23 protein-coding genes and 1 other RNA gene are annotated in these 22,616 nt (G+C 65.9%); 19 read left to right on the forward strand and 5 right to left on the reverse strand.

The genetic code is table 11. The annotated features are described in order from the left end of the window. Positions 1-45 precede the first annotated feature (45 nt). The 7 genes from ssrA (at position 46) to ABD729_RS08310 (ending at position 6,019) form a co-directional block, all read left to right on the forward strand. Positions 46-389: a transfer-messenger RNA gene (ssrA, locus tag ABD729_RS08280) on the forward strand. Between the two features lie 190 nt (positions 390-579). Beyond that, entirely contained in the window at positions 580-1,167 is a 588-nt protein-coding gene (locus tag ABD729_RS08285; protein ID WP_344709761.1) for a LemA family protein, read from the forward strand. Position 1,168: 1 nt separating this feature from the next. Next, a complete protein-coding gene (locus tag ABD729_RS08290) occupies positions 1,169-1,681 on the forward strand; it encodes a TPM domain-containing protein (protein ID WP_344709762.1) in 513 nt (170 codons plus the stop codon). A gap of 20 nt (positions 1,682-1,701) precedes the next feature. After that, on the forward strand, positions 1,702-2,508 hold the full coding sequence (locus ABD729_RS08295; RefSeq protein ID WP_425564878.1) for a TPM domain-containing protein: 807 nt from the start codon (positions 1,702-1,704) through the stop codon (positions 2,506-2,508). Beyond that, positions 2,502-3,179: a TPM domain-containing protein gene (locus ABD729_RS08300; protein ID WP_344709764.1), complete on the forward strand. Its 678-nt coding sequence runs from the start codon at positions 2,502-2,504 to the stop codon at positions 3,177-3,179. Before ABD729_RS08295 ends, ABD729_RS08300 begins: the two co-directional genes overlap by 7 nt. Continuing rightward, entirely contained in the window at positions 3,176-3,712 is a 537-nt protein-coding gene (locus ABD729_RS08305) for an NUDIX hydrolase (RefSeq protein WP_344709765.1), read from the forward strand. The genes ABD729_RS08300 and ABD729_RS08305 overlap by 4 nt, the downstream gene beginning before the upstream one ends. Before the next feature lie 141 nt (positions 3,713-3,853). Then, a complete protein-coding gene (locus ABD729_RS08310; protein ID WP_344709766.1) occupies positions 3,854-6,019 on the forward strand; it encodes a M3 family metallopeptidase in 2,166 nt (721 codons plus the stop codon). A gap of 40 nt (positions 6,020-6,059) precedes the next feature. Here the strand turns inward: ABD729_RS08310 and ABD729_RS08315 are convergent, their stop codons facing one another. Beyond that, a complete protein-coding gene (locus ABD729_RS08315) occupies positions 6,060-7,127 on the reverse strand; it encodes a phosphotransferase family protein (RefSeq protein ID WP_344709768.1) in 1,068 nt (355 codons plus the stop codon). Between the two features lie 61 nt (positions 7,128-7,188). On the opposite strand from ABD729_RS08315, the gene ABD729_RS08320 reads away from it, so the two are divergent. The 7 genes from ABD729_RS08320 to ABD729_RS08350 all read left to right on the forward strand — a co-directional run bounded on the left by ABD729_RS08320 (position 7,189) and on the right by ABD729_RS08350 (position 12,307). Then, positions 7,189-8,034: a metallophosphoesterase family protein gene (locus ABD729_RS08320; RefSeq protein WP_344709769.1), complete on the forward strand. Its 846-nt coding sequence runs from the start codon at positions 7,189-7,191 to the stop codon at positions 8,032-8,034. A gap of 55 nt (positions 8,035-8,089) precedes the next feature. Next, positions 8,090-8,941, forward strand: coding sequence for a carboxylating nicotinate-nucleotide diphosphorylase (nadC, locus tag ABD729_RS08325; protein WP_344709770.1), 852 nt, complete (start codon positions 8,090-8,092; stop codon positions 8,939-8,941). A gap of 83 nt (positions 8,942-9,024) precedes the next feature. Further along, positions 9,025-9,390, forward strand: coding sequence for a glycine zipper 2TM domain-containing protein (locus tag ABD729_RS08330; RefSeq protein WP_344709771.1), 366 nt, complete (start codon positions 9,025-9,027; stop codon positions 9,388-9,390). Positions 9,391-9,514: 124 nt separating this feature from the next. Then, positions 9,515-10,921 (forward strand): NAD(P)H-dependent flavin oxidoreductase, encoded by a 1,407-nt coding sequence (locus ABD729_RS08335; protein WP_344709772.1) that lies wholly within the window; start codon positions 9,515-9,517, stop codon positions 10,919-10,921. Beyond that, positions 10,921-11,391 (forward strand): SH3 domain-containing protein, encoded by a 471-nt coding sequence (locus ABD729_RS08340; protein WP_344709774.1) that lies wholly within the window; start codon positions 10,921-10,923, stop codon positions 11,389-11,391. Before ABD729_RS08335 ends, ABD729_RS08340 begins: the two co-directional genes overlap by 1 nt. Before the next feature lie 50 nt (positions 11,392-11,441). Then, complete coding sequence (locus ABD729_RS08345; protein ID WP_344709775.1) at positions 11,442-11,648, forward strand: helix-turn-helix transcriptional regulator; 207 nt, start codon at positions 11,442-11,444, stop codon at positions 11,646-11,648. Continuing rightward, a complete protein-coding gene (locus tag ABD729_RS08350; protein WP_344709776.1) occupies positions 11,645-12,307 on the forward strand; it encodes a hypothetical protein in 663 nt (220 codons plus the stop codon). The genes ABD729_RS08345 and ABD729_RS08350 overlap by 4 nt, the downstream gene beginning before the upstream one ends. Before the next feature lie 18 nt (positions 12,308-12,325). Here ABD729_RS08350 and ABD729_RS08355 read toward each other — a convergent pair whose 3' ends face one another. Continuing rightward, positions 12,326-13,516, reverse strand: coding sequence for a thiolase family protein (locus ABD729_RS08355; protein ID WP_344709777.1), 1,191 nt, complete (start codon positions 13,514-13,516; stop codon positions 12,326-12,328). A 90-nt stretch (positions 13,517-13,606) separates the two neighbouring features. Here ABD729_RS08355 and ABD729_RS08360 point away from each other — a divergent pair, with 90 nt between their 5' ends. Continuing rightward, a complete protein-coding gene (locus tag ABD729_RS08360; protein WP_344709778.1) occupies positions 13,607-14,764 on the forward strand; it encodes an acyl-CoA dehydrogenase family protein in 1,158 nt (385 codons plus the stop codon). Positions 14,765-14,815: 51 nt separating this feature from the next. On the opposite strand, the gene ABD729_RS08365 is transcribed toward ABD729_RS08360, so the two are convergent. Genes ABD729_RS08365 through ABD729_RS08375 form a run of 3 tightly spaced genes read right to left on the reverse strand, consistent with a single transcriptional unit; the run spans position 14,816 to position 17,655 of the window. Then, on the reverse strand, positions 14,816-15,130 hold the full coding sequence (locus ABD729_RS08365; protein ID WP_344709780.1) for an HPF/RaiA family ribosome-associated protein: 315 nt from the start codon (positions 15,128-15,130) through the stop codon (positions 14,816-14,818). Positions 15,131-15,190: 60 nt separating this feature from the next. Further along, positions 15,191-15,526, reverse strand: coding sequence for a DMT family protein (locus ABD729_RS08370; protein WP_344709782.1), 336 nt, complete (start codon positions 15,524-15,526; stop codon positions 15,191-15,193). A 41-nt stretch (positions 15,527-15,567) separates the two neighbouring features. Next, the gene (locus ABD729_RS08375) at positions 15,568-17,655 is read right to left on the reverse strand and encodes a M13 family metallopeptidase (RefSeq protein WP_344709784.1); all 2,088 of its coding nucleotides are present in this window, start codon (positions 17,653-17,655) and stop codon (positions 15,568-15,570) included. Positions 17,656-17,780: 125 nt separating this feature from the next. On the opposite strand from ABD729_RS08375, the gene ABD729_RS08380 reads away from it, so the two are divergent. The 4 genes from ABD729_RS08380 to ABD729_RS08395 are packed head-to-tail and all read left to right on the forward strand — an operon-like array spanning position 17,781 to position 22,411. After that, positions 17,781-19,379: a carboxyl transferase domain-containing protein gene (locus tag ABD729_RS08380; RefSeq protein ID WP_344709785.1), complete on the forward strand. Its 1,599-nt coding sequence runs from the start codon at positions 17,781-17,783 to the stop codon at positions 19,377-19,379. Positions 19,380-19,386: 7 nt separating this feature from the next. Then, the gene (locus tag ABD729_RS08385) at positions 19,387-19,530 is read left to right on the forward strand and encodes a hypothetical protein (protein WP_344709786.1); all 144 of its coding nucleotides are present in this window, start codon (positions 19,387-19,389) and stop codon (positions 19,528-19,530) included. 14 nt (positions 19,531-19,544) lie between these two features. Then, positions 19,545-20,555 carry a biotin synthase BioB gene (gene bioB, locus ABD729_RS08390; RefSeq protein WP_344709787.1) on the forward strand — a complete coding sequence of 337 codons (1,011 nt, stop codon included), beginning with the start codon at positions 19,545-19,547 and terminating at the stop codon, positions 20,553-20,555. Next, the gene (locus ABD729_RS08395; RefSeq protein WP_344709789.1) at positions 20,552-22,411 is read left to right on the forward strand and encodes an acetyl/propionyl/methylcrotonyl-CoA carboxylase subunit alpha; all 1,860 of its coding nucleotides are present in this window, start codon (positions 20,552-20,554) and stop codon (positions 22,409-22,411) included. Before bioB ends, ABD729_RS08395 begins: the two co-directional genes overlap by 4 nt. Positions 22,412-22,616 lie beyond the last annotated feature (205 nt).

Genomic DNA, 22,616 nt, shown 5'->3' on the forward strand with positions numbered 1-22,616 from the left:
TGAGGGCGCCCAACGCCAGCCCAATCCTTTCGGTTCCGACACGCGGCGCTTGGAATGCCGTTCCCAAACGCCTACATAGGGCGGGCCGGGCAACCGGCTATGCTGGTAGAGTGTAGGTTGAAATAGGCATTTCGGACCCGGGGGGCAGTACCCCGGCGCCTCCACCACCGGGATCGCTTCGACGGTCTCGCTGATGGGGGCGAAACAGGATCGACGAGTGTAGTAAAGTGCTTGCTGCCAGCGGGCTTGGACAGGCCCTAAAACCGTCATTCTCACAAGTGCCAACGATAACGAGGCGCTCGCGATTGCTGCGTAACTGACGGCCTAACGGTCAGACGTTACAAAGCTTAAGCGCGGTTGGACCGAACCGGGCAACAGAATCGGATTCCAGCGGCCGCCGGGGGGGCCGGGCAACAGAACCCCCCGGACCTTCTGCAAAGCCGCGATGCACCGGGCAACAGAAGGCTCCCGCTTTTACTTCACATCATCGGTATCGCGCGACGGCGGGATTGCAGCGTCGCGGTGTCCCACCTACGTAACGCACTCACCAATGATTGCATGCAGGGGAAGCCACCGATCATGACCACCATTCGCCGTCTCGGCCTGCTCGCGCCGCTCGCCGCCCTGTCGCTTGCCGGCTGCGGCCTCAACTCGGTCCCGACCGCCGAGGAGAATGTGAACGCCAAGTGGGGCGACCTCCAGAGCGAATATCAGCGCCGGTCCGACCTCATCCCCAATCTCGTCGCGACCGTGAAGGGCGCCGCCCAGCAGGAAAAGAGCGTGCTGGTCGAGGTGACCGAGGCCCGCGCCAACGCCAACAAGATCCAGCTCAACGGCGATGATCTGTCGGACCCGGCCAAGGTCGGCGCCTTCAACGATGCTCAGAACCGCCTGACGATCAGCCTGCAGCGGCTGCAGGAAGCCTATCCCGAACTCAAGACCAACCAGAATTTCCTGACCCTGCAAAGCCAGATCGAGGGTACCGAGAATTCGATTTTGGTCGCGCGCCGCGATTATAACGAGGCGGTGCAGGGCTATAACACCCGCATCCGCACCTTCCCCGACGCGGTCGGCGCCAAGATCTTCTATGGCGCCAAGCCCAAGGTGCCGTTCGAGGCCTCGGCGCAGGCGCAGGCCGCGCCGTCGGTCAACTTCAACGCGCAATAAGGTGCGTAATTTCGTCCTGGTGAGTGCATTGGTTCTCGGAGGATGCCGAGCTCAAAGCGACATCGCGCAAGTGACTTACTTCGACAACGGCGCACTCGGCATCACTGAGGTTCAGCGGTCGGGCATTGGCGTAAGCCAAGCAAAACGAAGCGCAACCTTTGTCGTGACCTCTCCCGAAGGTAAGGTCGTCGATCTCGCTTTTGTGCTCGACGATGGTGCGGAAAAGCGCCTTGCAGACCGCGTAGCTCGCGTGAATGCGCAGGGAAGTCGGCAGCTCATGGTCGTCACCGTACCTATCGACAAACACGGTTCGCTCGAGCTGTTTGGATGGGGCGTCAGAATGCCGCAGACGATGATGGCGTTGATGGTCGATCCTGATGCCGGGGCAGTACGCATCGAAGGACCTATGTCCGCGGAGGCCAAGGCCTTGATCGTTCGGCAGATGCAGCCGGCGCTGAAAGCCCATCGCCTCGAAGAAGCATTGACTGCCGGGATCGATCGGCTGGGGTCATGATTATTCGATTCCTTCTCTCCATGCTTCTCGCCCTTGTGCTGGCGAACCCGACATCCGCCCAGACTTTTCCCAAGCTGACCGGGCAGGTCGTCGATGACGCCAACCTGCTCGATCCCGCGCGCGAAGCGGCGTTGACCCAGCAGCTTCAGCAACTCGAACAGCAGACCGGCCGCCAGCTGGTCGTCGCGACCATTCGCAGCCTCGAAGGCCGGACCATCGAGGATTATGGCTATCGCCTGGGGCGGACGTGGGGGATTGGCGACAAGGAAGAGGATGACGGCGTCCTCCTCATCGTCGCGCCCAACGAGCGCAAGGTGCGGATCGAGACGGGCTATGGCGCGCGCGTATTCCTGACCGACGCGGTCAGCAGCATCATCATCCGCAATGCCATCCTTCCGCGCTTTCGCGACAATGATTACCCCGGCGGGATCGAGGCCGGCGTCAACGAAATCGCCACCCAGATGCAGCTTCCCCCCGCCGAAGCGGCAAAGCGCATCAAGGATGCCGAGGCGCAGGCATCGACCCAGCGTCGGGGCAGTGGCGGGGCGGGCTTCGTGCCGATGGTCTTCTGGATCCTGGTGATCGCCTTTGTGTTCCTGTCCTTCGCGCGCCGCGCCGGTGGCCGCCGCTATCAGGGCAAGCGGCGTCGTGGCGGCGGGATCGATCCGATGGTCGTGCTGTGGGGCCTCGATGCGCTGAGCCATGCCGCCCGCAACAGCCGCGGTGGCGGCGGCGGCGGCTGGGGCGGCGGCTTTGGTGGCGGCGGTGGCGGCTTCTCCGGCGGCGGCGGAAGCTTTGGTGGCGGGGGAGCGTCCGGATCATGGTGACCCTCCGGCTCCAGCCCGACGATCATCGCAAGGTCAGCGAGGCGATCGCTTCGGCCGAAGCGGCCAGCGACGGCGAAATCCTGACAATCGTTTCGGCTGACAGCGACAGCTACCACGATGTCGCCCTGCACTGGGCGGTGGCGGCGATGATCGGCGTGCTTGCCTTCTGCGCCTGGCAATCCGCCCTGCTGGCTGCAATGTGGGAGCGGCTGCTTCCGTGGCGCGCCGAACCGAGCGTCGGCGAACTGCTGTTCGCGACCATGATGCTTGCGGTGCTCAAGTTCCTCGGTGTGCTGCTGGTGCTGAAGTGGAAGCCGCTGCGCCTTGCGCTCACCCCGGGCGCGACCAAGGGGCGCCGGGTGCGGCGCCGCGCCATCGCCCTGTTCCGCGCCGCCGCCGAAAGCCGGACGGTCGGCCGCACCGCCGTGCTCGTCTACCTCAGCCTTGCCGAGCGGCGGGCCGAAATCGTCGCCGATGAAGCGGTAGCCAAGGTCACCACCCCCGAATGCTGGGGCGATGCGATGGCAGAATTGATCGGCGCGATCCGCGAAGGACAGCCGGGCGAGGGCCTTGCGCTGGCGGTCGAGGAAGTGGGCGAGGTGCTGACCCGTCACTTCCCCAAGACCAGCGAGGACGTGAACGAGATACCGGACAAGCTGATCGAGCTGTGAGCCGCGATCCCGATCTCGACCTGCCGCCCGAAACCATGTGGGCGGGCCGGTTCGTCACCGCCCAGCGCAAGGGCAAGTGGGAATATGCCGGGCGCGTCGGCGGGATCCGCGCGGTCGTCATCCTCGCCGAGCACGAGGGCAAGTGGATCCTCGTCGAGCAGCCGCGAGCGGCGCTGGGCGGTCCTTGCCTCGAGCTTCCCGCAGGCCTCGTCGGCGATCATGGTGACGGAGCGACGATCGAGAATACGGCGGTCAAGGAGCTCGAGGAGGAGACCGGCTTCACCGCCGGCTCGATCCGCCGCCTCGGCGAATTTCATGCTTCCCCCGGCATGTTGAGCGAAAGCTTCACCCTGGTCCGGGCCGAGGATGTGCGGCGGGTCGGCGAGGGCGGGGGTGTGCCGGGCGAGGAGGATATCACCGTGCACCTCGTGCCGAAGGCCGACCTCGCTGCGTTTGTCGCGGAGCGCCGCGCGGCGGGCGTCGCGGTGGACGTCAAGCTGCTGCTTCCGCTGGCGCAATTCCTTCTCGCTTAATCAATCACTTGGCCATGCGGCGTTCAGCGGCGACGGCTACCGGTGCGATCGATGATTATGCCGCTCGTCGAACGACCACTTGGCGATTGGCAGCGAGCGCGGCAGTGACGCTGGCGCACATGTTCAAAGGGCCGATCCTTGATGCTGAAAACGTCTCTTCTTGCCACTTCCTCCCTGCTGCTCCTCGCCGGCTGCGCCACCGTGCCCGCGGCTGAGCCCCTTGCCGTGCCGCCAGCGGCCTCGGCCGAAGCGGCGCCGCCGGCTACGCCCGCGGTCCCGGACAACGTCCTGCTGGCCGACTGGACGGGCGCGTACGGCGGGGTTCCGCCGTGGGACAAGGTCAAGCCCGCCGACTTCCCCCAAGCCTTCACCTTCGCGATCGACGAGCAGCGCCGCGAAGTTCGCGCCATCGCCGACAATCCCGAGGCGCCGACCTTTGCCAACACGATCGAGGCACTGCAGCGCGCCGGCCAGCGGCTCGACCGCGTCGGAAGCATCTTCGGCGTCTACACCAGCAACCTTGCGACCCCCGAAGTCCAAGCGCTGAACAAGGAATGGAGCCCCAAGCTCTCGGCCGCGAACGACGAGATCACGCTCGATCCCAAGCTCTTCGGCCGGATCGAGACGCTCTACACCAATCGCGCCAGCCTCGGCCTCGATGCGCCGCAGCTTCGCCTTCTCGAGCGGACCTATGAAGCCCGCGTCCGCAACGGCGCCAAGCTGTCGCCCGAGCAGAAGCAGCAGCTGTCGGCCTACAACCAGCAGCTTGCCGGGCTGTTCAGCGACTTCAACGCCAAGCTGCTTGCCGATGAAAGCACCTTCATCCAGGCCAGCGAGGCCGAGATGGCCGGCGTTCCGGCCGACGTGAAGGCCGCCGCGGCCGCCGTCGCCAAGGACAAGGGCCTGCCGGCCGGCACCTATGCCGTGCGCAACACCCGTTCGGCGTTCGAACCGGTGATGACCTTCGGCACCAACCGTGCCTTCCGCCAGAAGGTGTGGACCGCCTTCGTCAACCGCGGCGACAACGGCAATGCCAACGATACCAATGGCCTGATCGCGCAGATCGTGAAGCTGCGCGCCGACCGCGCCAGGCTGCTCGGCTTCCCCACCCATGCCCACTGGCGCATGCAGGACACGATGGCGAAGACGCCTGACCGTGCGATGGACCTGATGATGCGGGTGTGGCCCGCCGCAGTCGCCCGCGCGAAGGAAGAGATTGCCGACATGGCGCCCTTCGCCCGCGCGGCCAAGATCTCGACCGTCGAGCCATGGGATACGCGCTTCCTCAACGAGAAGGTGCGCAAGGCCAAGTACGACCTGTCGGAAGAGGAGATCAAACCCTACTTCCAGCTCGATAACCTCGTGCAGGGCATGTTCTGGAGCGCGGGCCAGCTTTATGGTCTGCAGTTCAAGGAAAACACCGGCGCGGTGCCGGTCTTCCACCCGGACGTCCGCACCTTCGAGGTTACCCGCGAGGGCAAGACCGTCGGTCTCTTCTACCTCGACACATATGGCCGCGAGGGCAAGCGCTCGGGCGCGTGGATGACCAGCTATCGCCTGCCGAGCGACCTCATCGGTCGCGAACCCGCGCTGGTCAGCAACAACAACAATTTCAACAAGCCGGAGCCCGGCCAGCCGGTGCTGGTCAGCCTGGATGACGCCTCTACCCTGTTCCACGAGTTCGGGCACGCCATCAATTACCTGCTGTCGAACGTCCGCTATCCGGCCTTCAACGGCTCCCAGCGCGACTTCGTGGAATACCCCAGCCAGGTGAACGAGAATTGGCTGCTGACCCGGCCGGTGCTCGACCGCTTCGCGCTGCATTACCAGACCAAGCAGCCGATGCCGAAGAGCCTGGTCGACAAGATCGAGCGCGCCGATACCTTCGGTCAGGGCTTCCAGACGGTGGAATATCTTTCCTCCGCGCTGGTCGACATGAAGCTTCACTTGCTGCCGGGCGGCGTGGTCGATCCCGACAAGTTCGAGCGCGACACGCTGACCGAACTCGGGATGCCCAAGGAGATGACCATGCGTCACCGCCTGCCGCAGTTCGGGCACCTGTTCAGCTCGGACGCCTATTCGGCGGGCTATTACAGCTACCTGTGGTCCGAAACGATGGACGCCGACACCTGGGCGGCGTTCGAGGAGACCGGCGATCCGTTCAACAAGGCGGTGGCGGATCGCTTCCGCACCCTGCTGCTGTCGACGGGCAACCAGACCGACCGCGCCGAGGCCTATCGCCAGTTCCGCGGCCGCGATCCGGACGTGACGGCGCTGCTGAAGCGCCGCGGCTTTCCGGTGAAGTAAGCGATGAGAAGGCCGTCCCGACCGGGGCGGCCTTCTTCGTTCAGAGCCGTGCTTGTTCGGCTTGCGCCCAGGCCATGGCGGCCAGCGGCTCCAGCGCCTTTGCGCTTTCCGCTGCATGGGCGCTCGACGCGTTGCCGCGCGCCAGCCGGCCCTTGATGCCGTGGATGATCGCGGCAAGCCGGAACAGGTTGAACACCATCAGATAGTCGAACGCCGGAATGCCCGCCCGGCCGGTGCGGCGGCAGTAGGCGGCGACATAGTCTTCCTCGCTCGGGATACCGAGTGCCGGGAGGTCGAGCCCGGCCAGCCCGGTGAAGATCCCGGACGGCATCCGGTACATCATGCAATGATAGACGAAGTCGCTTTCGGGATCGCCCAGCGTCGACAGTTCCCAGTCGAGCACGGCGCGGACCTGCGGCGCGTCGAGGTCGAAGATCATATTGTCGCAGCGATAGTCGCCGTGAATGACCCGGCTTTCGCCCCGGTCCGCGGGGAGGTGCTTGCCGAGCCAGTCGACCAGCCGATCCATGTCGGCGTTGCGCCCCGCCTCGACGTCGCCGAGATATTGCTTCGACCAGCGCGCCACCTGCCGCTCGACGAACCCGCCCGCCTTGCCATAGTCGCCAAGCCCGATCGCTGCCGGATCGTAGCTGTGAAGCCTGGCGATCGTCGCATTCATGGCGTCGAAGTGCGCGGCGCGGCCCTCCGGCGCGACGTCGGGGAAGTGCGCTTCCCACACGATCCGCCCCGGTACCATGTCCATGACGAAGAAGGGGGTGCCGACGACGCCTTCGTCCTCGCACAGCCCATGAACGCGCGGGACGGGGAATCCTTGCGCGCCTAGCGCCGCCATGACGCGATACTCGCGGTCCACTGCATGCGCGCCCGGCAAAGTCTTGCCCGGTGGCTTGCGGCGCAGGACATAGGAGGCGGCCGGCGTATCGAGCTTGTAGGTCGGGTTCGACTGCCCGCCCTTGAACTGGCTGACTGTCAGCGGGCCTCCATAGCTGTCGACGTTCGCCGCCATCCATTCCGCCAGCGCGGCCTCGTCGAAACGGAGGCGTTCGGACACCTCGCGGGTGCCGCTATTTGCCGTGGTACGATCCATGGCCGGCACACTAAGGGCGACCAGCGGCGAAACAAGCCGCCGCCACGGCGGTTCAACCCCCATGGCCCGTATCGTACACCTTTCCGACCTTCACTTCGGCGCGCATGACGACAGGATCGTCGCCGCCGTCCTTGAGGAGGTCGATGGCGCGTCGCCCGACCTCGTCATCATCAGCGGCGATTTCACCCAGCGCGCGAAGACCGAGCAATATCAGGAGGCCTGCCGCTTCCTCGAGCGGTTGCGCGATGCGGGGCACGAGGTGCTGGCAGTGCCCGGCAATCACGACGTTCCGCTCTACGACGTCTTCCGCCGCTTCCTCTCGCCGCTCGCCCGCTACAAGCGCTACATCGACGAGACGCTTTGCCCCTGGCACCGGCTGGAGGGTGTGTCGGTGCTCGGCCTCAACACCGCACGGTCGCTGACCATCAAGGACGGGCGGATCAATTCGGAGCAGCGCGACTTCGTGTGCCAGCATTTCGAGGAAGTACCGAAGGGGGACCTCAAGGTCTTGGTTACCCATCACCCGCTGTTCGCGCTGCCGGTCAGCGACGAAGGCATCCTCGGCCGCCCGATCGGCCGCCAGGAAAAGGCGCTCGACGTCGTCAACGAGCTCGGCATCGACCTGCTTCTGGCGGGTCACAATCATCGCGCCTCGACGCACCAGGCGCGCGACCTCGTGACGCGGGCGGGCGGGGCGCTTGTGGTGCAGGCCGGCACCGCCACGTCGGTGCGGACGCGGGAGGAGGAGCAGAGCTTCAACATCCTCGAAGTCGCACCCGGCACCGTCACGCTGGGCCTCAAGCGCTGGACCGGCGACGCGTTCGAAAGCGCCGAACCGACCCGCTTCACCAAGGACGAAGGCAAGTGGCACAAGGCCGAGGTGCTGGCCGATCCCGCCGAGGCATAGGCCGTCCTCGCCAGCAATGACGCGGGCAGGGTTGAGCAAGCGCGACTTGCCCTCCATGAGCTTTCCCATGATCACCGGCTTCGACCTCCACGATTTCGTCACGCGCACCCTGGCGGAAGACCTTGGCGAGGGCGGGGACGTTACCTCCGCCGCCACGATCCCGCCCGACGCCCGCTTCACCGCGACGATGAATTGCCGTGAGGAGATCGTCGTCGCGGGGATCGAGATCGCCGCCGCCTTCTTCCGCCGCATCGACCCCGACGTTACTCTGAGCTGCGAGGTCGCCGACGGCGACAGGGGTGCAGCCGGAACGGTCCTGATGCGCCTGGAAGGCACCGCGCGGGCCATGCTCACCGCCGAACGCTCGGCGCTCAATACGTTGCAGCACCTGTCCGGCATCGCGACGCTGACCCGCCGCTATATCGACGCGATTGAAGGCACCGGCGCGATCCTGCTCGACACCCGCAAGACCATCCCGGGGCTTCGTGTCCTCGAGAAATATGCCGCGCGCATGGGCGGGGCGCAGAACCACCGGATGCGGCTCGACGACGGGCTGCTGATCAAGGACAATCACGTTGCGGTGAACGGCACCGTCGAGGCCGCCGTCGCCCGCGCGCAAGCTTATGGTTCGAACCTGCCGATCCAGGTCGAGGTCGACCGCATCGCGCAGATCGAACCTGCCTTGGCGGCCGGGGCCGACCGCCTCCTCCTCGACAACATGCCGCCGCCCGTCCTGCGTGAGGCCGTGGCGCTGGTCGCCGGCCGGGTGCCGCTGGAAGCATCGGGCGGGGTCCGGCTCGACACCATCCGTGCGATTGCCGAAACGGGGGTCACCTACGTCTCGGTCGGGCGCATCACTCAGTCGGCGCCGGCGGTCGATATCGGCCTCGATTTCGCGCTCGCCTAGCTGAACGAACGCCAACGAAACGGTTCAGGCAAGCGACACGGCGAATCGCCCAGAACGGCTCCAACGAAAAAGGAGCCTTCCTCATGGCCAACAAGTTCATTCTCGCCGCAACTGCCGCTTCGCTGGTCGCCATTCCGGGCGTTGCAAGCGCGCAATATTATCCGGGCAACCCCTATGGCGGCGGCTACAATGGCCAGAGCTATTATGGCGGTAACCGCTGTTCGGGCACTACCGGCACCGTCCTTGGCGGCGTCGCCGGCGCAGTGGTCGGCAGCAAGATCGCCAATGGCCGCCAGCGCTACGATTATTACGGCAATCGCCGCGGCGGCAGCGGCGCGACCGGTGCTATCATCGGCGGCGCGGTCGGTGCGCTCCTCGGTCGCAAGATCGACAAGGACAGCTGCAACCGTCGCAACTACGGCTACAACAATTACGGCTACCGCTACTAGGCCAGCCGGATTGTCAAAGCGGGGGCCGCCGGGCAGGAGCCTGGCGGCCCCCTTTTTCGTTTGGGGTGGAGAAGCGCCGGAGTATAGGCGCTGCTAGTTCAGCCAACGCCAGGAGTGTCGCGGAGTGTTCAAGGGTTTGTCGCCAATCAACTATCGCGGCCGCGAGGTCTGGCCGCTGGTCGAGGGTGGCAAGGGCGTGTCCGCGACCAACCACATGAGCTCGGGCGCCTGGGCGGCGGCGGGCGGCATCGGCACCGTCAGCGCGGTCAATGCCGACAGCTACGATCCCGAAGGCCGCATCATCCCCCAGATCTACAAGGGAATGACCCGGCGCGAGCGGCATGAGGAACTGATCAGCTTCGCCATCGACGGCGCGGTCACTCAGGTCGAGCGCGCCTACGAGATGGCGGACGGCAAGGGCGCCATCAACATCAACGTGCTGTGGGAAATGGGCGGCGCGCAGCCGATCCTGCACGGTGTGCTGGAACGGACCCGCGGCAAGGTCGCCGGCGTGACCTGCGGCGCCGGCATGCCCTACAAGCTCAGCGAGATCGCCGCTTCCTACGGCGTTTCCTATCTTCCGATCGTCAGCTCGGGCCGCGCGTTCCGCGCGCTGTGGAAGCGCGCTTATTCCAAGTTCGCCGATTATCTGTCGGCCGTGGTTTACGAGGATCCTTGGCTCGCCGGCGGGCATAATGGCCTCAGCAACGCCGAGGACCCGCGGGTTCCGCAGGCGCCGCTTCCGCGCGTTGCCGAACTGCGCACGATGATGCGCGAATGCGGTGTGCCCGACAGCGTTCCGATCGTCATGGCCGGCGGCGTATGGCGGCTCGACGAGTGGGAAGAGTGGATCGACAATCCCGAGCTTGGCGCGATCATGTTTCAGTTCGGTACCCGCCCGCTGCTGACGCAGGAAAGCCCGATCCCGCCCGAGTGGAAGGCCCGCCTCACCACGCTTGAGGAAGGCGATGTCCTCCTCCACAAATTCTCGCCGACTGGCTTCTACAGCTCGGCAGTGCGCAACCCGTTCCTGCGCAACCTCGAAGCCCGCAGCAACCGCCAGATCGCCTTCACCCGCGAGGGAGTCGGCGATCATGCGTTCGAGCTCGACGTCGGCATCGGCACCAAGAAGAATTACTGGGTCACCAAGGGCGACCTGCAGCATGCGCGCGAATGGTATGGCGCAGGCTTTACCAACGCGATGAAGACGCCCGACGACACGCTCATCTTCGTCACGCCAGAGGAAGAAAAGCTGATCCGCAAGGACCAGGCAGACTGCATGGGCTGCCTGTCGCAGTGCAGCTTCTCGAGCTGGGCCGACAATGAGAAGAACACGACCGGCCGGCTCGCCGATCCGCGCAGCTTCTGCATCCAGAAGACCCTGCAGGACATCGCCCACGGCGGCCCGGTGGAGGAGAACCTAATGTTCGCCGGTCACTCGGCATTCCGGTTCAAGACCGATCCCTTCTATTCGAACGGCTTCGTGCCGACCGTGAAGCAATTGGTAGACCGCATCCGCACGGGGGCGTGATGAAGCGATTGGTTGGGCTTGGCCTGCTTGCCCTGGCGGCAAGCGCATCGGCGCAGGATCGCCCGGTCCCCTACTGGGCCTCGATCCAGAGCGGCGAGGCGATGATGCGCACGGGCCCGGCGCGCACCTATCCGGGCATCTGGCTCTACCAGCGCCGCGACCTCCCGGTGCGGGTGCTGAAGCGGCACGAGAACTGGCGGCTGATCCAGGACAGCGAGGGCACGCAGGGCTGGATGCTGCGCACCATGCTGAGCGACACCCGCACCGCGCTGGTCCGCGGCAGCTCCCCCCGACCGGTCCACGCCAATGCCGAAGAGGGCAGCCGCGTCCGCTACCTGGCCGAGCCCGGTACCGTCGGCCGCGTCGACGATTGCGGCGACGGCTGGTGCCACATCAAGTTCGGCAACAAGGAAGGCCACATCAAGGTCGCCGACCTGTGGGGCGTCGAACCGAACGAGGTCGTCGACTAGCCTGTAAAGAATACTTGACCTGTCAAACATGTTTGACATACCTCCGGGCCATGGAGAATCGGGTTAGGGACTGGCGTGAACGGGCCGGCTGGTCGCAGGGCGAACTCGCCCGCCGCCTCGGCGTGTCGCGCCAGACCGTCAACGCGGTCGAGACCGACAAATATGACCCGAGCCTCCCGCTGGCGCTGCGCATGGCGAAATTGTTCACCGTGGCGGTCGACCAGTTGTTCCTCGATAGCTGGGAGCCGGAAGCATGAGCGACGCAAAAGCAGTGAACCCCGGTAGCAAGGGCCGCAAGGTCCTGCTTCAGCTCGTTTTGGGCGGCATTTCGGGCGGGGTGGGCATGTTCGCTTTGCTCTCGCTACTTGAACGGCAACAGGGCCTGACCGACGACAAGACCCGGGTGGTCGTGCTCGGCGTCGCGCTCGTCTATCTTTTGATGGCCGCATTCGTCGGTCTCGGAACCCTGCTTCCGGGGGTCGGGGCGCGAACGCTCAACGTCGAATGCGCCGAGGATCTGCGCGAACAGCGCAAGGCGCTGGTGATCGGCAGCGTCACCATGCTTCTCGCGGCCGCGTTTCTGGGAGCGCTCGGGCTGGCTCCGACGCCAGCCATGGCCGGTCCGCTGACCCAGGGTGCCGCCACGACCCTCGCCATCGCCGCCGGCGCCGGGCTCATCATCATGTCGATCCGCTATCGCAATCTTGGCGACGAGCTGATGCAGACCGTTGCGCGTGAAGCGAACGGGATCATGGTCAGCCTGTTATTCCTCGTCCTCTGCGGAAAGTCGGCGGCGGCACAGCTTGGCTATGCACCGCCGCTGACGCCCCTCGCGCTAATCGCGGCCTTCTTCGCGCTATACCTGCTCGCGATGTTCGTCGCGATCGGACGGCGCGGGCTGCTCGGCACGCGCTGAGCGGCGGGCCGCGCCGGCTCAGACCAGCTCGACCGCCACTGCCGTCGCTTCGCCGCCGCCGATGCACAGCGAAGCGATGCCGCGCTTCAGGCCCTTTTGCTTGAGTGCACTCAGCAAGGTCACGATGATGCGGGTGCCGCTGGCGCCGATCGGGTGACCGAGCGCGGTGGCACCGCCGTGCACGTTGATCTTGTCGTGCCCGATACCGAGATCCTTCATCGCGAACATGGCGACGCAGGCGAAGGCTTCGTTGACTTCGAACAGGTCAACCTCGCCGATGCTCCACCCGGCCTTGTCGAGCACCTTGTGAATCGCGCCGATCGGGGCGATCGTGAACTCGGCCGGGGCCTGCGCATGGGCGGCGGTGGCGACGATGCGGGCCACCGGCTTCAAGCCCTTCGCCGAAGCGTCCGACTCGCGCGCCAGGACAACCGCGGCGGCGCCGTCGGAAATGGACGAGCTAGTCGCAGCGGTGATCGTGCCTTCCTTGTCGAAAGCCGGCTTCAGCTGCGGGATCTTGTCGGGGCGGCCGCGCCCGGGCGCTTCGTCGGTATCGACCACGGTCTCGCCCGCGCGGCTCTTTACCGTCACCGCGACGATCTCTTCCTTGAACCCGCCATTGTCGATCGCCGACTTGGCGCGGCTGAGGCTTTCGATCGCATAGGCGTCCATGCCCTCGCGCGTCAGCTGATAATCGTTGGCGGTTGCCTGCGCGAAGCTGCCCATCGCGCGGCCTTCCTCATAGGCGTCTTCCAGCCCGTCGAGGAACATGTGGTCGTAAATCTTGTCGTGGCCGATCCGCGCGCCGCCGCGGTGCTTCTTGAGCAGATAGGGCGCGTTGGTCATGCTCTCCATGCCGCCCGCAACGATCATGTCGGCATTGCCGGTGGCAATCGCCTCGGCGCCCATGATCACCGTTTGCATGCCCGAGCCGCACACCTTGTTGACGGTGGTCGCCTGGACGCTGGTCGGCAAGCCGGCCTTGATCGCCGCCTGGCGCGCCGGTGCTTGCCCCAACCCGGCCGGAAGTACGCAGCCCATGTAGATGCGGTCAATGTCGCCGCCCTCAACCCCGGCCCGCTCGACCGCCGCCTTGACCGCGGTGGCGCCGAGATCGGTCGCGCTGACGTCGGCCAGCGCGCCCTGCATCGCGCCCATCGGGGTGCGAGCGTAGGAGAGGATGACGACGTTATCGGATGCGGTGGCCATGAAAGCGGACTCCGTGAGAAGAATGTTGCACTGCAATAAGCATTCCGCCCGCCTTGTCCAAGCCTCCGGCGCTCTGCTAGCGCCAGCCTCATGTCCGCACCCACCCTCGATTTCGACCTCGGCGAGATGGCCGACACCATCCGCGAGTCCACCCAGCGTTTCGCGACCGACCGCATCCAACCGCTCGCTGCGGAGATCGACCGCGACGATCGCTTCCCGATCGAGCTGTGGCCCGAAATGGGCGAGCTCGGCCTCCACGGCATCACCGTCGAAGAGGAATGGGGCGGGCTTGGCCTCGGCTATCTCGAGCATGTCGTCGCCCAGGAGGAAGTCGCCCGCGCGTCGGCCTCGGTCGGCCTCAGCTACGGCGCGCACTCGAACCTCTGCGTCAACCAGATCCGCCGCTGGGCGAACGATGAGCAAAAGAAGAAATATCTCCCCGGGCTGATCGACGGCACCAAGGTCGGCGCCTTGGCGATGAGCGAGGCCGGCGCGGGCTCCGACGTCGTGTCGATGAAGCTCAAGGCCGAGAAATCGGGCAACGGCTATCGCCTCAACGGGACCAAGTTCTGGATCACCAATGGCGCCTATGCCGACGTGCTGGTGGTCTATGCCAAGACGACACCCGACGCCGGCAGCCGCGGCATCACCACCTTCCTGATCGAGAAGGGGATGGAGGGCTTTTCCATCGGCCAGAAGATCGACAAGGTCGGCATGCGCGGATCGCCGACCAGCGAGCTGGTGTTCGACGATTGCTTCGTTCCAGCCGAGAATATCATGGGCCCCGAGAACGGCGGCGTCGGGGTGCTGATGAGCGGCCTCGATTATGAGCGCACGGTGCTCGCCGGCATCCAGCTCGGCATCATGCAGGCCTGCCTCGACGTGGTCATTCCGTTCGTCCGCGAGCGGGTGCAGTTCGGCAAGCCGATCGGCGCGCAGCAGCTGATGCAGGCCAAGATTGCCGACATGTATGTCGCGCTCAATTCCGCGCGCGCCTACGTCTACCAGGTCGCCAAGGCGTGCGACGCGGGCAAGACCACCCGCTTCGACGCGGCGGGCGCGATCCTGCTGGCGAGCGAAAGCGCGTTCAAGGTCGCGGGTGAAGCGGTCCAAGCGCTCGGCGGCGCGGGTTACACCAAGGACTGGCCGGTCGAACGCTTCATGCGCGACGCGAAGCTGCTCGACATCGGCGCCGGGACCAATGAAATCCGCCGGATGCTGATTGGGCGGGAATTGATCGGAGCTTAGACTTGAGGCCCTGAACCTGCGCCGGCGGTGACGCCTGCGCAGGCCACGGCGCTAGCGCGCGCCCTGCTTGCCGACCACCTTGTCATAGGCGTGAAGCACCTTGTCGCAGGCCGATCGGACCACGGCGTCGACCCCGGCGCCTTCCGCCGACGCGACGACCGGGGCGAGATGCTCCGGACGGACTTCGATCGAGCAGCGATAATCGGGGCTGCTGCCACGGCTTTCCTTGACGTGGGCGATGTGAACCTGCGCGCTGGTCACCTTGCCGTCGAGGCGGCCGAGACGATGACTGACGATGTTCTCGACCTGCTCCTGGCTCGCTTCGTTTTCCTGCACCTGATTATCGCGATTGAAGTCGATGAACACGCCGCTCTCCTTGTTACTGAGTCGGTTAGTGAACGTCCGCCATCGAGTCGCGGTTGCAGGCTATTTACCCCCGAACATGAACCCCACCGCGGCCATGATGCAGGCGAACGCAGCGAGGTGCCGCCAGTGGAGCGGCTCGCCCAAGACCATCACCATGAACCCGCCGAACACGATCAAGGTGATCGCCTCCTGCGCGATCTTGAGCTGCGCGCCGGTCCAGCCGTTGGCATAGCCGATCCGGTTGGCAGGCACCGCGAAGCAATATTCGACCAGCGCGATGCTCCAGCTGATGAAGATCACCAGCAGGACCGGTTTGCTCATTCCGCCTTTCAGGTGCCAGTACCAGGCGGCGGTCATGAAGATGTTCGAACAGATGAGCAGCAGGATCGTCGGCATGACGCCCCCGCTAGCTCATCTGATCGCAGGCGGGGAGGGCCTTACCAGACCTTCACCCGCTCCTCGGGCTTGAGATACAGCTTCTGCCCCGGCTTGACGTCGAAGGCGCCGTACCAGGGATCGAGGTTGCGGACGGTCTGCGCGCGATACTGGCCCGGGGCATGGCCGTCGGTCGCGATCCGGCCGCGCAGCGTCTCTTCGCGCATCTTGGTCGCCCAGGCCTGGCCATAAGCAATGAAGAAGCGCTGGTCGGGGGTGAAGCCGTCGATGGTCGGCCCCGGCTTGCCGCCAAGGCTGTCCTGATAGGCCTGGTAGGCGGCGGCGAGGCCGGCGACGTCGGCGATATTCTCGCCCAGCGTCAGCTTGCCGTTCACGTGCAGGCCCGGAAGCGGCTCGTAGGCGTCGAACTGCTTGGCGAGTGCGTCGCCCGCCTTCTGGAAGCGGGCGAAATCCTGCGGCGTCCACCAGTTGCGAAGCTTGCCGGTCGAATCGAACAGCGCGCCATTATTGTCGAAGCTGTGGCTGATCTCGTGCCCGATCACGCTTCCAATCGCGCCGTAATTATAGGCAGGGTCGGCGTTGGGATCGAAGAAGGGCGCGACCAGGATCGCGGCCGGGAAGTTCAGCGCATTCTGCACCGGCAGGTTGACCGCGTTCACCAGTTGCGGCGGCATCCACCATTCGGCGCGGTCCATCGGCTTGCCGATCTTGGCGATCTGGTGCCTGTATTCGGCAAGGCTCGCCGCCTTCGCATTGGCATAGGCGTTGTCGGGCGTGATGGTCACCGCGCCATAGTCGCGCCAGCTGTCGGGATAGCCGACGCCGACCACGATCGACTTCACCTTGGCGAGCGCTTCCTGCTTGGTCGACGGCGCCATCCAGTCGAGGGCCTCGACCCGCTTGGCGAAGGCCGCCTTGATCCGGTCGACCATCTGCTGGACTTCGGCTTTGGCCGACGCCGGGAAATATTTGTCGACGTACGCCTTGCCGACCGCATCCCGGAGCGCATTGCTGGTCGCGTTCAGCGCCTGGATGTCGCGCGGACGCTGCTGCGGCGTGCCCTGAAGCGCGGTGCCCTTGAACGCGAAGCTCGCGTCGCGGATCGGCTTGGGCAGAACGTTCGCCTGCGCATTCAGCGTCTGGAACGCCAGCCAGTCCTTCCACGCGTCGAGCGGTTCTGAGCCGACCAGCGCGGCAAGCTTGGGAATGGCGGTCGAATGATAGGCCTGGAACTTGGGCGCGCCGCCGAGCTGCGCGGCGTCCAGCAGTGCGGTCCAATCGATGCCGGGCGCATTCTTCTCCAGCTCGGCGCGGGTCCATACCTTGGCCGCCTTGCTGAAGTCCTCGCTCTCCTCGCGGCTGGCGTGGGCCTGCGCGATCTTGGTTTCCAGCGCGACGATGCGGCCGGCGGCTCCGGCCGGATCGAGATAGCCCGCTGCCTGCAGCACCGACTGGATATAGGTCTGATACTTGCCGCGCAGGTCGGCCATCTTGCCGTCGGCAGACAGGTAATATTCGCGCTCGGGCATGCCGAGGCCACCCTGGAGGATGTAGGGCAAGGTCTCGCCCGGGGTGTTCAGCCCCTGGGTGACGAAGATGCCGAACAGGTTGCCGGTCTGGAAATTGGTGCTGTTGAGCGGATCGACGTCGGCCCGCAGGCTCGATCCGATCGCGGCCGACAGCGCCTTCTTGTCGGCAATGGCGGCGATCGCGTCGAGGTCGACCTTGGCCGGGGCCATGCCGGTCTTGTCGATGGCGTCGGTGTTCAGATACGCCTTGTAATAGTTGGCGATCCGACCTTCGTTGGAATTGGCGTCCTGGTCGCTCTTGAGCAGGTTGTCGAACAGCTCGCGGGTGTTCTTCTCGCGGACCTGGTCGGCGATGTAGAAGGCGCCGATGCTGGACCGGTCGGCCGGGATCTCGGTCGACTTCATCCACCCGCCATTGGTGAACGCATAGAAATCGTCTCCCGGCGCCACCGACTTGTCGAGCGCTTCGGGCTTGATCCCGAGCGCGCCGCCAGATGCCGCGGCAACCGGCTTGTCTTCGGTGGTGGAAACCTTGCAGCCGCCGACCGACAGGGTGAGCGCCAGTGCGGAAGCGGCGAGCAGGAGGGGAGAACGAACCATGACAACCTCATGACAGACTAAGTGCGCCGGCAGCGCTGCGTCCGCTGCGCCAGCTTTGCAAGCCGCGGCGGCCCCGCTAGGCGCTGGCACAACATCTGTTTTCGACGAACGGGATTGAACGAGACATGAGTGCGCCGCGCCTCGACACCAAGGTCCAGCTCGACAGCGCCGAATTTCAGGCCCGCGCCGCGCACAACCGCGCGCTGGCCGACCGGCTCCGCGCCGACGTCGCCGCCGCGGCGCTTGGCGGCAATGAGAAGTCTCGCGACCGCCATGTCGCCCGCGGCAAGCTGCTGCCGCGCGAGCGGGTGGAGCGGCTGCTCGATCCCGGTTCGCCCTTCCTCGAGATCGGGCAGCTCGCCGCCTGCGACATGTACGAGGGCGAGGTGCCCGGTGCCGGCATCATCTGCGGGATCGGCCGCGTGTCGGGCCGGCAGGTGATGATCGTCTGCAACGATGCGACGGTGAAGGGCGGGACCTATTATCCGCTGACGGTCAAGAAACACCTGCGCGCGCAGGAGATCGCCGAGGCCAACCGGCTGCCGTGCGTCTACCTGGTCGATAGCGGCGGCGCCAATCTGCCGCACCAGGCCGAGGTGTTTCCCGATCGCGACCACTTCGGCCGGATCTTCTTCAACCAGGCCAACATGAGCGCGCTCGGAATCCCGCAGATCGCCTGCGTCATGGGCAGCTGCACCGCGGGCGGCGCCTATGTCCCCGCTATGAGCGATGAAAGCGTGATCGTCGCCAACCAGGGCACCATCTTCCTCGGCGGCCCCCCGCTGGTGAAGGCCGCGACCGGGGAGGAAATCAGCGCTGAGGATCTAGGCGGCGGCGACCTCCATGCCCGCAAGAGTGGCGTGGTCGACCACCTCGCCGACAATGACGAGCATGCGATTCAGATCGTGCGGGACATCGTCAGCACCTTGCCGCATCAGGCACCCGCGCTTCCGCTGCAGGACGTGCGCGACCCCGTCTACGATCCGGAAGAACTCTACGGCATCGTCCCCGATGATGTCCGCGCGCCGTACGACGTGCATGAAGTCATCGCCCGCATCGTCGACGGGTCGGAATTTCACGAATTCAAGCCGCTCTACGGCTCGACCCTCGTCACCGGCTTCGCGCACATCCACGGGGTGCCGGTCGCGATCCTTGCCAACAACGGCGTCCTGTTCAGCGAAAGCGCGGTCAAGGGCGCGCACTTCATCGAACTCGCCTGCCAGCGCCGCGTGCCCCTGCTGTTTCTCCAGAACATCTCCGGCTTCATGGTCGGCGGCAAATATGAGGCCGAGGGCATCGCCAAGCATGGCGCCAAGCTGGTCACCGCCGTCGCCACCGCGCAGGTGCCCAAATTGACCGTACTGATCGGCGGCAGCTTCGGCGCCGGCAATTACGGCATGTGCGGCCGCGCCTACTCGCCCCGCTTCCTGTTCAGCTGGCCCAACAGCCGGATCAGCGTGATGGGCGGCGAACAGGCGGCAAGCGTGCTCGCCACCGTCCACCGCGACGCCGACAAGTGGGGCCCAGAAGAGGCCGAAGCCTTCAAGGCCCCGATCCGCGAAGATTACGAGGCGCAGGGCTCACCCTGGCACGCCACCGCCCGCCTGTGGGACGACGGCATCATCGACCCCGCCCAGACCCGCGACGTCCTCGGCCTCGCGCTCGCCGCCTGCCTCAACGCGCCGATTGCGGACCGCCCGCAGTTCGGCGTGTTCCGGATGTAGCGCGATCGTGCAGGACGCCCTCGATCCGGTTTCACCCGGCCCCGACGTGACGGCAACGCGCTCAGCGATCGGTCGCACCGCGATCATCGCCCTTGCGATCGTGGTCGCGATGGTGCTCGGCGAGCAATGGTTTCCCGCCGTCCGTTTCTGACCGCCTTCCTGGAGATGACCGCTAAGGTGCCTACGATCGTTCGCCAAGACTGGACCCGCGCCGAGATTGCTGCGCTGTTCGACCTGCCGTTCACCGAGCTCATGTTCCGCGCTGCCGAAACGCACCGAGCGCATCACGCGGCCGGCGAAGTGCAACTCTGCACCCTGCTGTCGATCAAGACCGGCGGCTGCCCAGAGGATTGCGGCTATTGCTCGCAGTCGGCCTTCGCCGACAGTGGCCTCAAGGCCGAGAAGCTGATGGACGTCGACGCCGTCCTCGCCTCTGCCGCCGAGGCCAAGGCAGCCGGCTCGCAGCGCTTCTGCATGGGCGCGGCATGGCGCAGCCCCAAGGATCGCGACATGGCCGCGGTCTGTCGCATGGTCGAGGGCGTCAAGGCGATGGGGCTGGAGACCTGCATGACCCTTGGCATGCTAAGCGGTGAGCAGGCGCGGCAGCTGAAGGCCGCCGGCCTCGACTATTACAATCACAACATCGACACCTCGCCCGAGCACTACGGCGACATCATCTCCACCCGCACCTTCGCCGACCGGCTCGACACGCTGGAAGAGGTCCGCGCGGCAGGCATCAGCGTCTGCTGCGGCGGGATCGTGGGCATGGGCGAAAGCCGCGAAGACCGCGTCGGCTTCCTCCACGCCCTCGCCACCCTGCCGCGTCATCCGGAAAGCGTACCGGTCAACGCGCTGGTGCCGGTCAAGGGCACGGTCCTCGGCGACATGTACGCCGGCGAGCGCCTGATCGACGATATCGAGTTCGTCCGCACCGTCGCGGTCGCGCGCATCGCCATGCCGCGCTCGATGGTGCGGCTGTCGGCGGGGCGCGAAAGCATGAGCGAGGCGACGCAGGCGCTCTGCTTCCTTGCCGGCGCCAACAGCATCTTCACTGGCGATAAGTTGCTCACCACCACCAATGCCGGCGACAGCAAGGATTCGGCGCTGTTCGCCAAGCTTGGGCTGAAACCGATGCAGGCCGAAGAACCTATGCGCGTGCTGGAGGCTGCCGAATGATTTCCTCGCTGCTCATCGCCAATCGCGGCGAAATCGCCTGCCGTGTCATCCGTACCGCGCAGGCGCTCGGCATCCGGACAATCGCGGTCTACTCGGACGCGGACGCGCGGGCCCTGCATGTCCGCATGGCCGATGAGGCGGTCCACATCGGTCCCTCGCCGGCGCGCGAAAGCTATCTGGTGGGCGAGCGGATCATCGCCGCCGCCAGGGAAACCGGGGCCGAGGCGATCCACCCCGGCTATGGCTTCCTTTCCGAAAATGCTGACTTCGCGCAGGCCGTCCTCGACTCCGGCCTTGTCTGGGTCGGGCCCAAGCCAGCCAGCATCCGTGCCATGGGCCTGAAGGACGCCGCCAAGAAGCTGATGGCCCAGGCCGGCGTCCCGGTCACCCCCGGCTACATGGGCGACGACCAGTCGCCCGCGCGCCTCAAGGCCGAAGCCGACGCGATCGGCTATCCGGTCCTGATCAAGGCTGTCGCGGGCGGCGGCGGCAAGGGCATGCGCAAGGTCGATGCCGCGGCCGACTTTGCCGACGCGCTCGACAGCTGCCGCCGCGAGGCAGCGTCCAGCTTCGGCAACGATGTCGTCCTGCTCGAAAAGTGGATCGAAAGCCCGCGCCACATCGAGGTGCAGGTGTTCGGCGACAGCCATGGCAATGTCGTCCACCTGTTCGAACGCGACTGCTCGCTTCAGCGTCGCCACCAGAAGGTCATCGAGGAAGCGCCCGCACCCGGCATGGACGAGGTCACCCGCGCCGCCGTTTGTGGCGCCGCGGTGCGCGCTGCCGAGGCCGTCGACTATGAAGGCGCCGGCACCATCGAATTCATCGCCGACGGCAGCGAGGGCCTGCGCGCCGATCGCATCTGGTTCATGGAAATGAATACCCGGCTGCAGGTCGAGCATCCCGTTACCGAGGAGATCACCGGCCAGGACCTCGTCGAATGGCAGCTCCGCGTCGCCTGCGGCGAACCACTTCCGAAGCGGCAGGAAGATCTCGCCATCACCGGCCACGCGATCGAGGCGCGGCTCTATGCCGAGGATCCGTCGACCGGCTTCCTGCCCAGCACCGGGCGGCTCGATCATTTCGACCTCGGCGAAGACGGCCGCATCGAGACCGGGGTCGAGGAAGGCGACGAAATCTCGCCCTTCTACGACCCCATGATTGCCAAGCTGGTCGCGCGCGGCGAGGACCGTGACGAGGCGATCGGCACGCTCGCCGCGATGCTCGACGGGGTCGAAGTGTGGCCCGTGCGGACCAACGCCGGCTTCCTCTGCAACTGCCTCCTCGACGAGGATTTCGAGGACGCCAGGCTCGACACCGGCTTCATCGCCCGTCGCCTCGACGCGCTGGTCCCTGATGGCGAGCCCGATGACGCGCTGTGGCGCGCTGCAGCGGTGATCGCGCTCGCGGCCGAGGAGCAGCCGGCGCTGGCGGGCTTCCGGCTCAACGCGCGCCCGGCACCGGCCGCGACCCTCGCTTTCGGCGCCGACCGGCGGCGTATCGTCCTCGACGATGAGGAAGATTATGCCCCTGCGTCGGGCTTTGCCGACGATGAGCGCGTCGTGCTGTTCGAAGGCGGCCAGGCCTATGCCTTCGACCGCCGGGCACGCGGCGGCGGCGGCCGCGTCGGCAGCGGAAGCCTGCTCGCGCCGATGCCCGGCAAGGTGACCAGCGTCGATGCGGGAGCCGGCGACAAGGTCGTCAAGGGCCAGCGGCTGCTGACGCTCGAAGCGATGAAGATGGAGCATGCCATGCTTGCACCATTCGATGGCGTCGTGGCGGAAATGAACGTCGAAGCGGGCGCTCAGGTGCAGGTCGAAACCCTGCTGGCTCGAGTGGAGGCATTGCCCGAATAACCGTCATTGCAAGCGTAGCGAAGCAATCCAAGCAGGCGAACCTGCGAACCGTGGATTGCTTCGTCCTTCGTTCCTCGCAATGACAGGATCAGATCTGCCACTCTGTCCTACAGGCCGGGCCTTTGATACACGCGGCAGCGAAGTATCCAGCGCCCGAAATTGCCGAACTGGACGAACTGGACGCTAGTGGAATTTCTTCTGATGG

Origin of the sequence: Sphingomonas humi, assembly GCF_039536725.1 — a bacterium.
GTDB lineage: Bacteria > Pseudomonadota > Alphaproteobacteria > Sphingomonadales > Sphingomonadaceae > Sphingomicrobium > Sphingomicrobium humi.

What these genes read in the sequence shown, in the direction of transcription:
- ABD729_RS08285 (WP_344709761.1), top strand. Translation starts at nt 580, where the DNA reads ATGACCACCATTCGCCGTCTCGGCCTGCTCGCGCCGCTCGCCGCCCTG.
- ABD729_RS08295 (WP_425564878.1), top strand. Translation starts at nt 1,702, where the DNA reads ATGCTTCTCGCCCTTGTGCTGGCGAACCCGACATCCGCCCAGACTTTT.
- ABD729_RS08300 (WP_344709764.1), top strand. Translation starts at nt 2,502, where the DNA reads ATGGTGACCCTCCGGCTCCAGCCCGACGATCATCGCAAGGTCAGCGAG.
- ABD729_RS08310 (WP_344709766.1), top strand. Translation starts at nt 3,854, where the DNA reads ATGCTGAAAACGTCTCTTCTTGCCACTTCCTCCCTGCTGCTCCTCGCC.
- ABD729_RS08315 (WP_344709768.1), bottom strand. Translation starts at nt 7,127, where the DNA reads ATGGATCGTACCACGGCAAATAGCGGCACCCGCGAGGTGTCCGAACGC.
- ABD729_RS08320 (WP_344709769.1), top strand. Translation starts at nt 7,189, where the DNA reads ATGGCCCGTATCGTACACCTTTCCGACCTTCACTTCGGCGCGCATGAC.
- nadC (WP_344709770.1), top strand. Translation starts at nt 8,090, where the DNA reads ATGAGCTTTCCCATGATCACCGGCTTCGACCTCCACGATTTCGTCACG.
- ABD729_RS08330 (WP_344709771.1), top strand. Translation starts at nt 9,025, where the DNA reads ATGGCCAACAAGTTCATTCTCGCCGCAACTGCCGCTTCGCTGGTCGCC.
- ABD729_RS08340 (WP_344709774.1), top strand. Translation starts at nt 10,921, where the DNA reads ATGAAGCGATTGGTTGGGCTTGGCCTGCTTGCCCTGGCGGCAAGCGCA.
- ABD729_RS08345 (WP_344709775.1), top strand. Translation starts at nt 11,442, where the DNA reads ATGGAGAATCGGGTTAGGGACTGGCGTGAACGGGCCGGCTGGTCGCAG.
- ABD729_RS08350 (WP_344709776.1), top strand. Translation starts at nt 11,645, where the DNA reads ATGAGCGACGCAAAAGCAGTGAACCCCGGTAGCAAGGGCCGCAAGGTC.
- ABD729_RS08355 (WP_344709777.1), bottom strand. Translation starts at nt 13,516, where the DNA reads ATGGCCACCGCATCCGATAACGTCGTCATCCTCTCCTACGCTCGCACC.
- ABD729_RS08360 (WP_344709778.1), top strand. Translation starts at nt 13,607, where the DNA reads ATGTCCGCACCCACCCTCGATTTCGACCTCGGCGAGATGGCCGACACC.
- ABD729_RS08370 (WP_344709782.1), bottom strand. Translation starts at nt 15,526, where the DNA reads ATGCCGACGATCCTGCTGCTCATCTGTTCGAACATCTTCATGACCGCC.
- ABD729_RS08375 (WP_344709784.1), bottom strand. Translation starts at nt 17,655, where the DNA reads ATGGTTCGTTCTCCCCTCCTGCTCGCCGCTTCCGCACTGGCGCTCACC.
- ABD729_RS08380 (WP_344709785.1), top strand. Translation starts at nt 17,781, where the DNA reads ATGAGTGCGCCGCGCCTCGACACCAAGGTCCAGCTCGACAGCGCCGAA.
- bioB (WP_344709787.1), top strand. Translation starts at nt 19,545, where the DNA reads ATGACCGCTAAGGTGCCTACGATCGTTCGCCAAGACTGGACCCGCGCC.
- ABD729_RS08395 (WP_344709789.1), top strand. Translation starts at nt 20,552, where the DNA reads ATGATTTCCTCGCTGCTCATCGCCAATCGCGGCGAAATCGCCTGCCGT.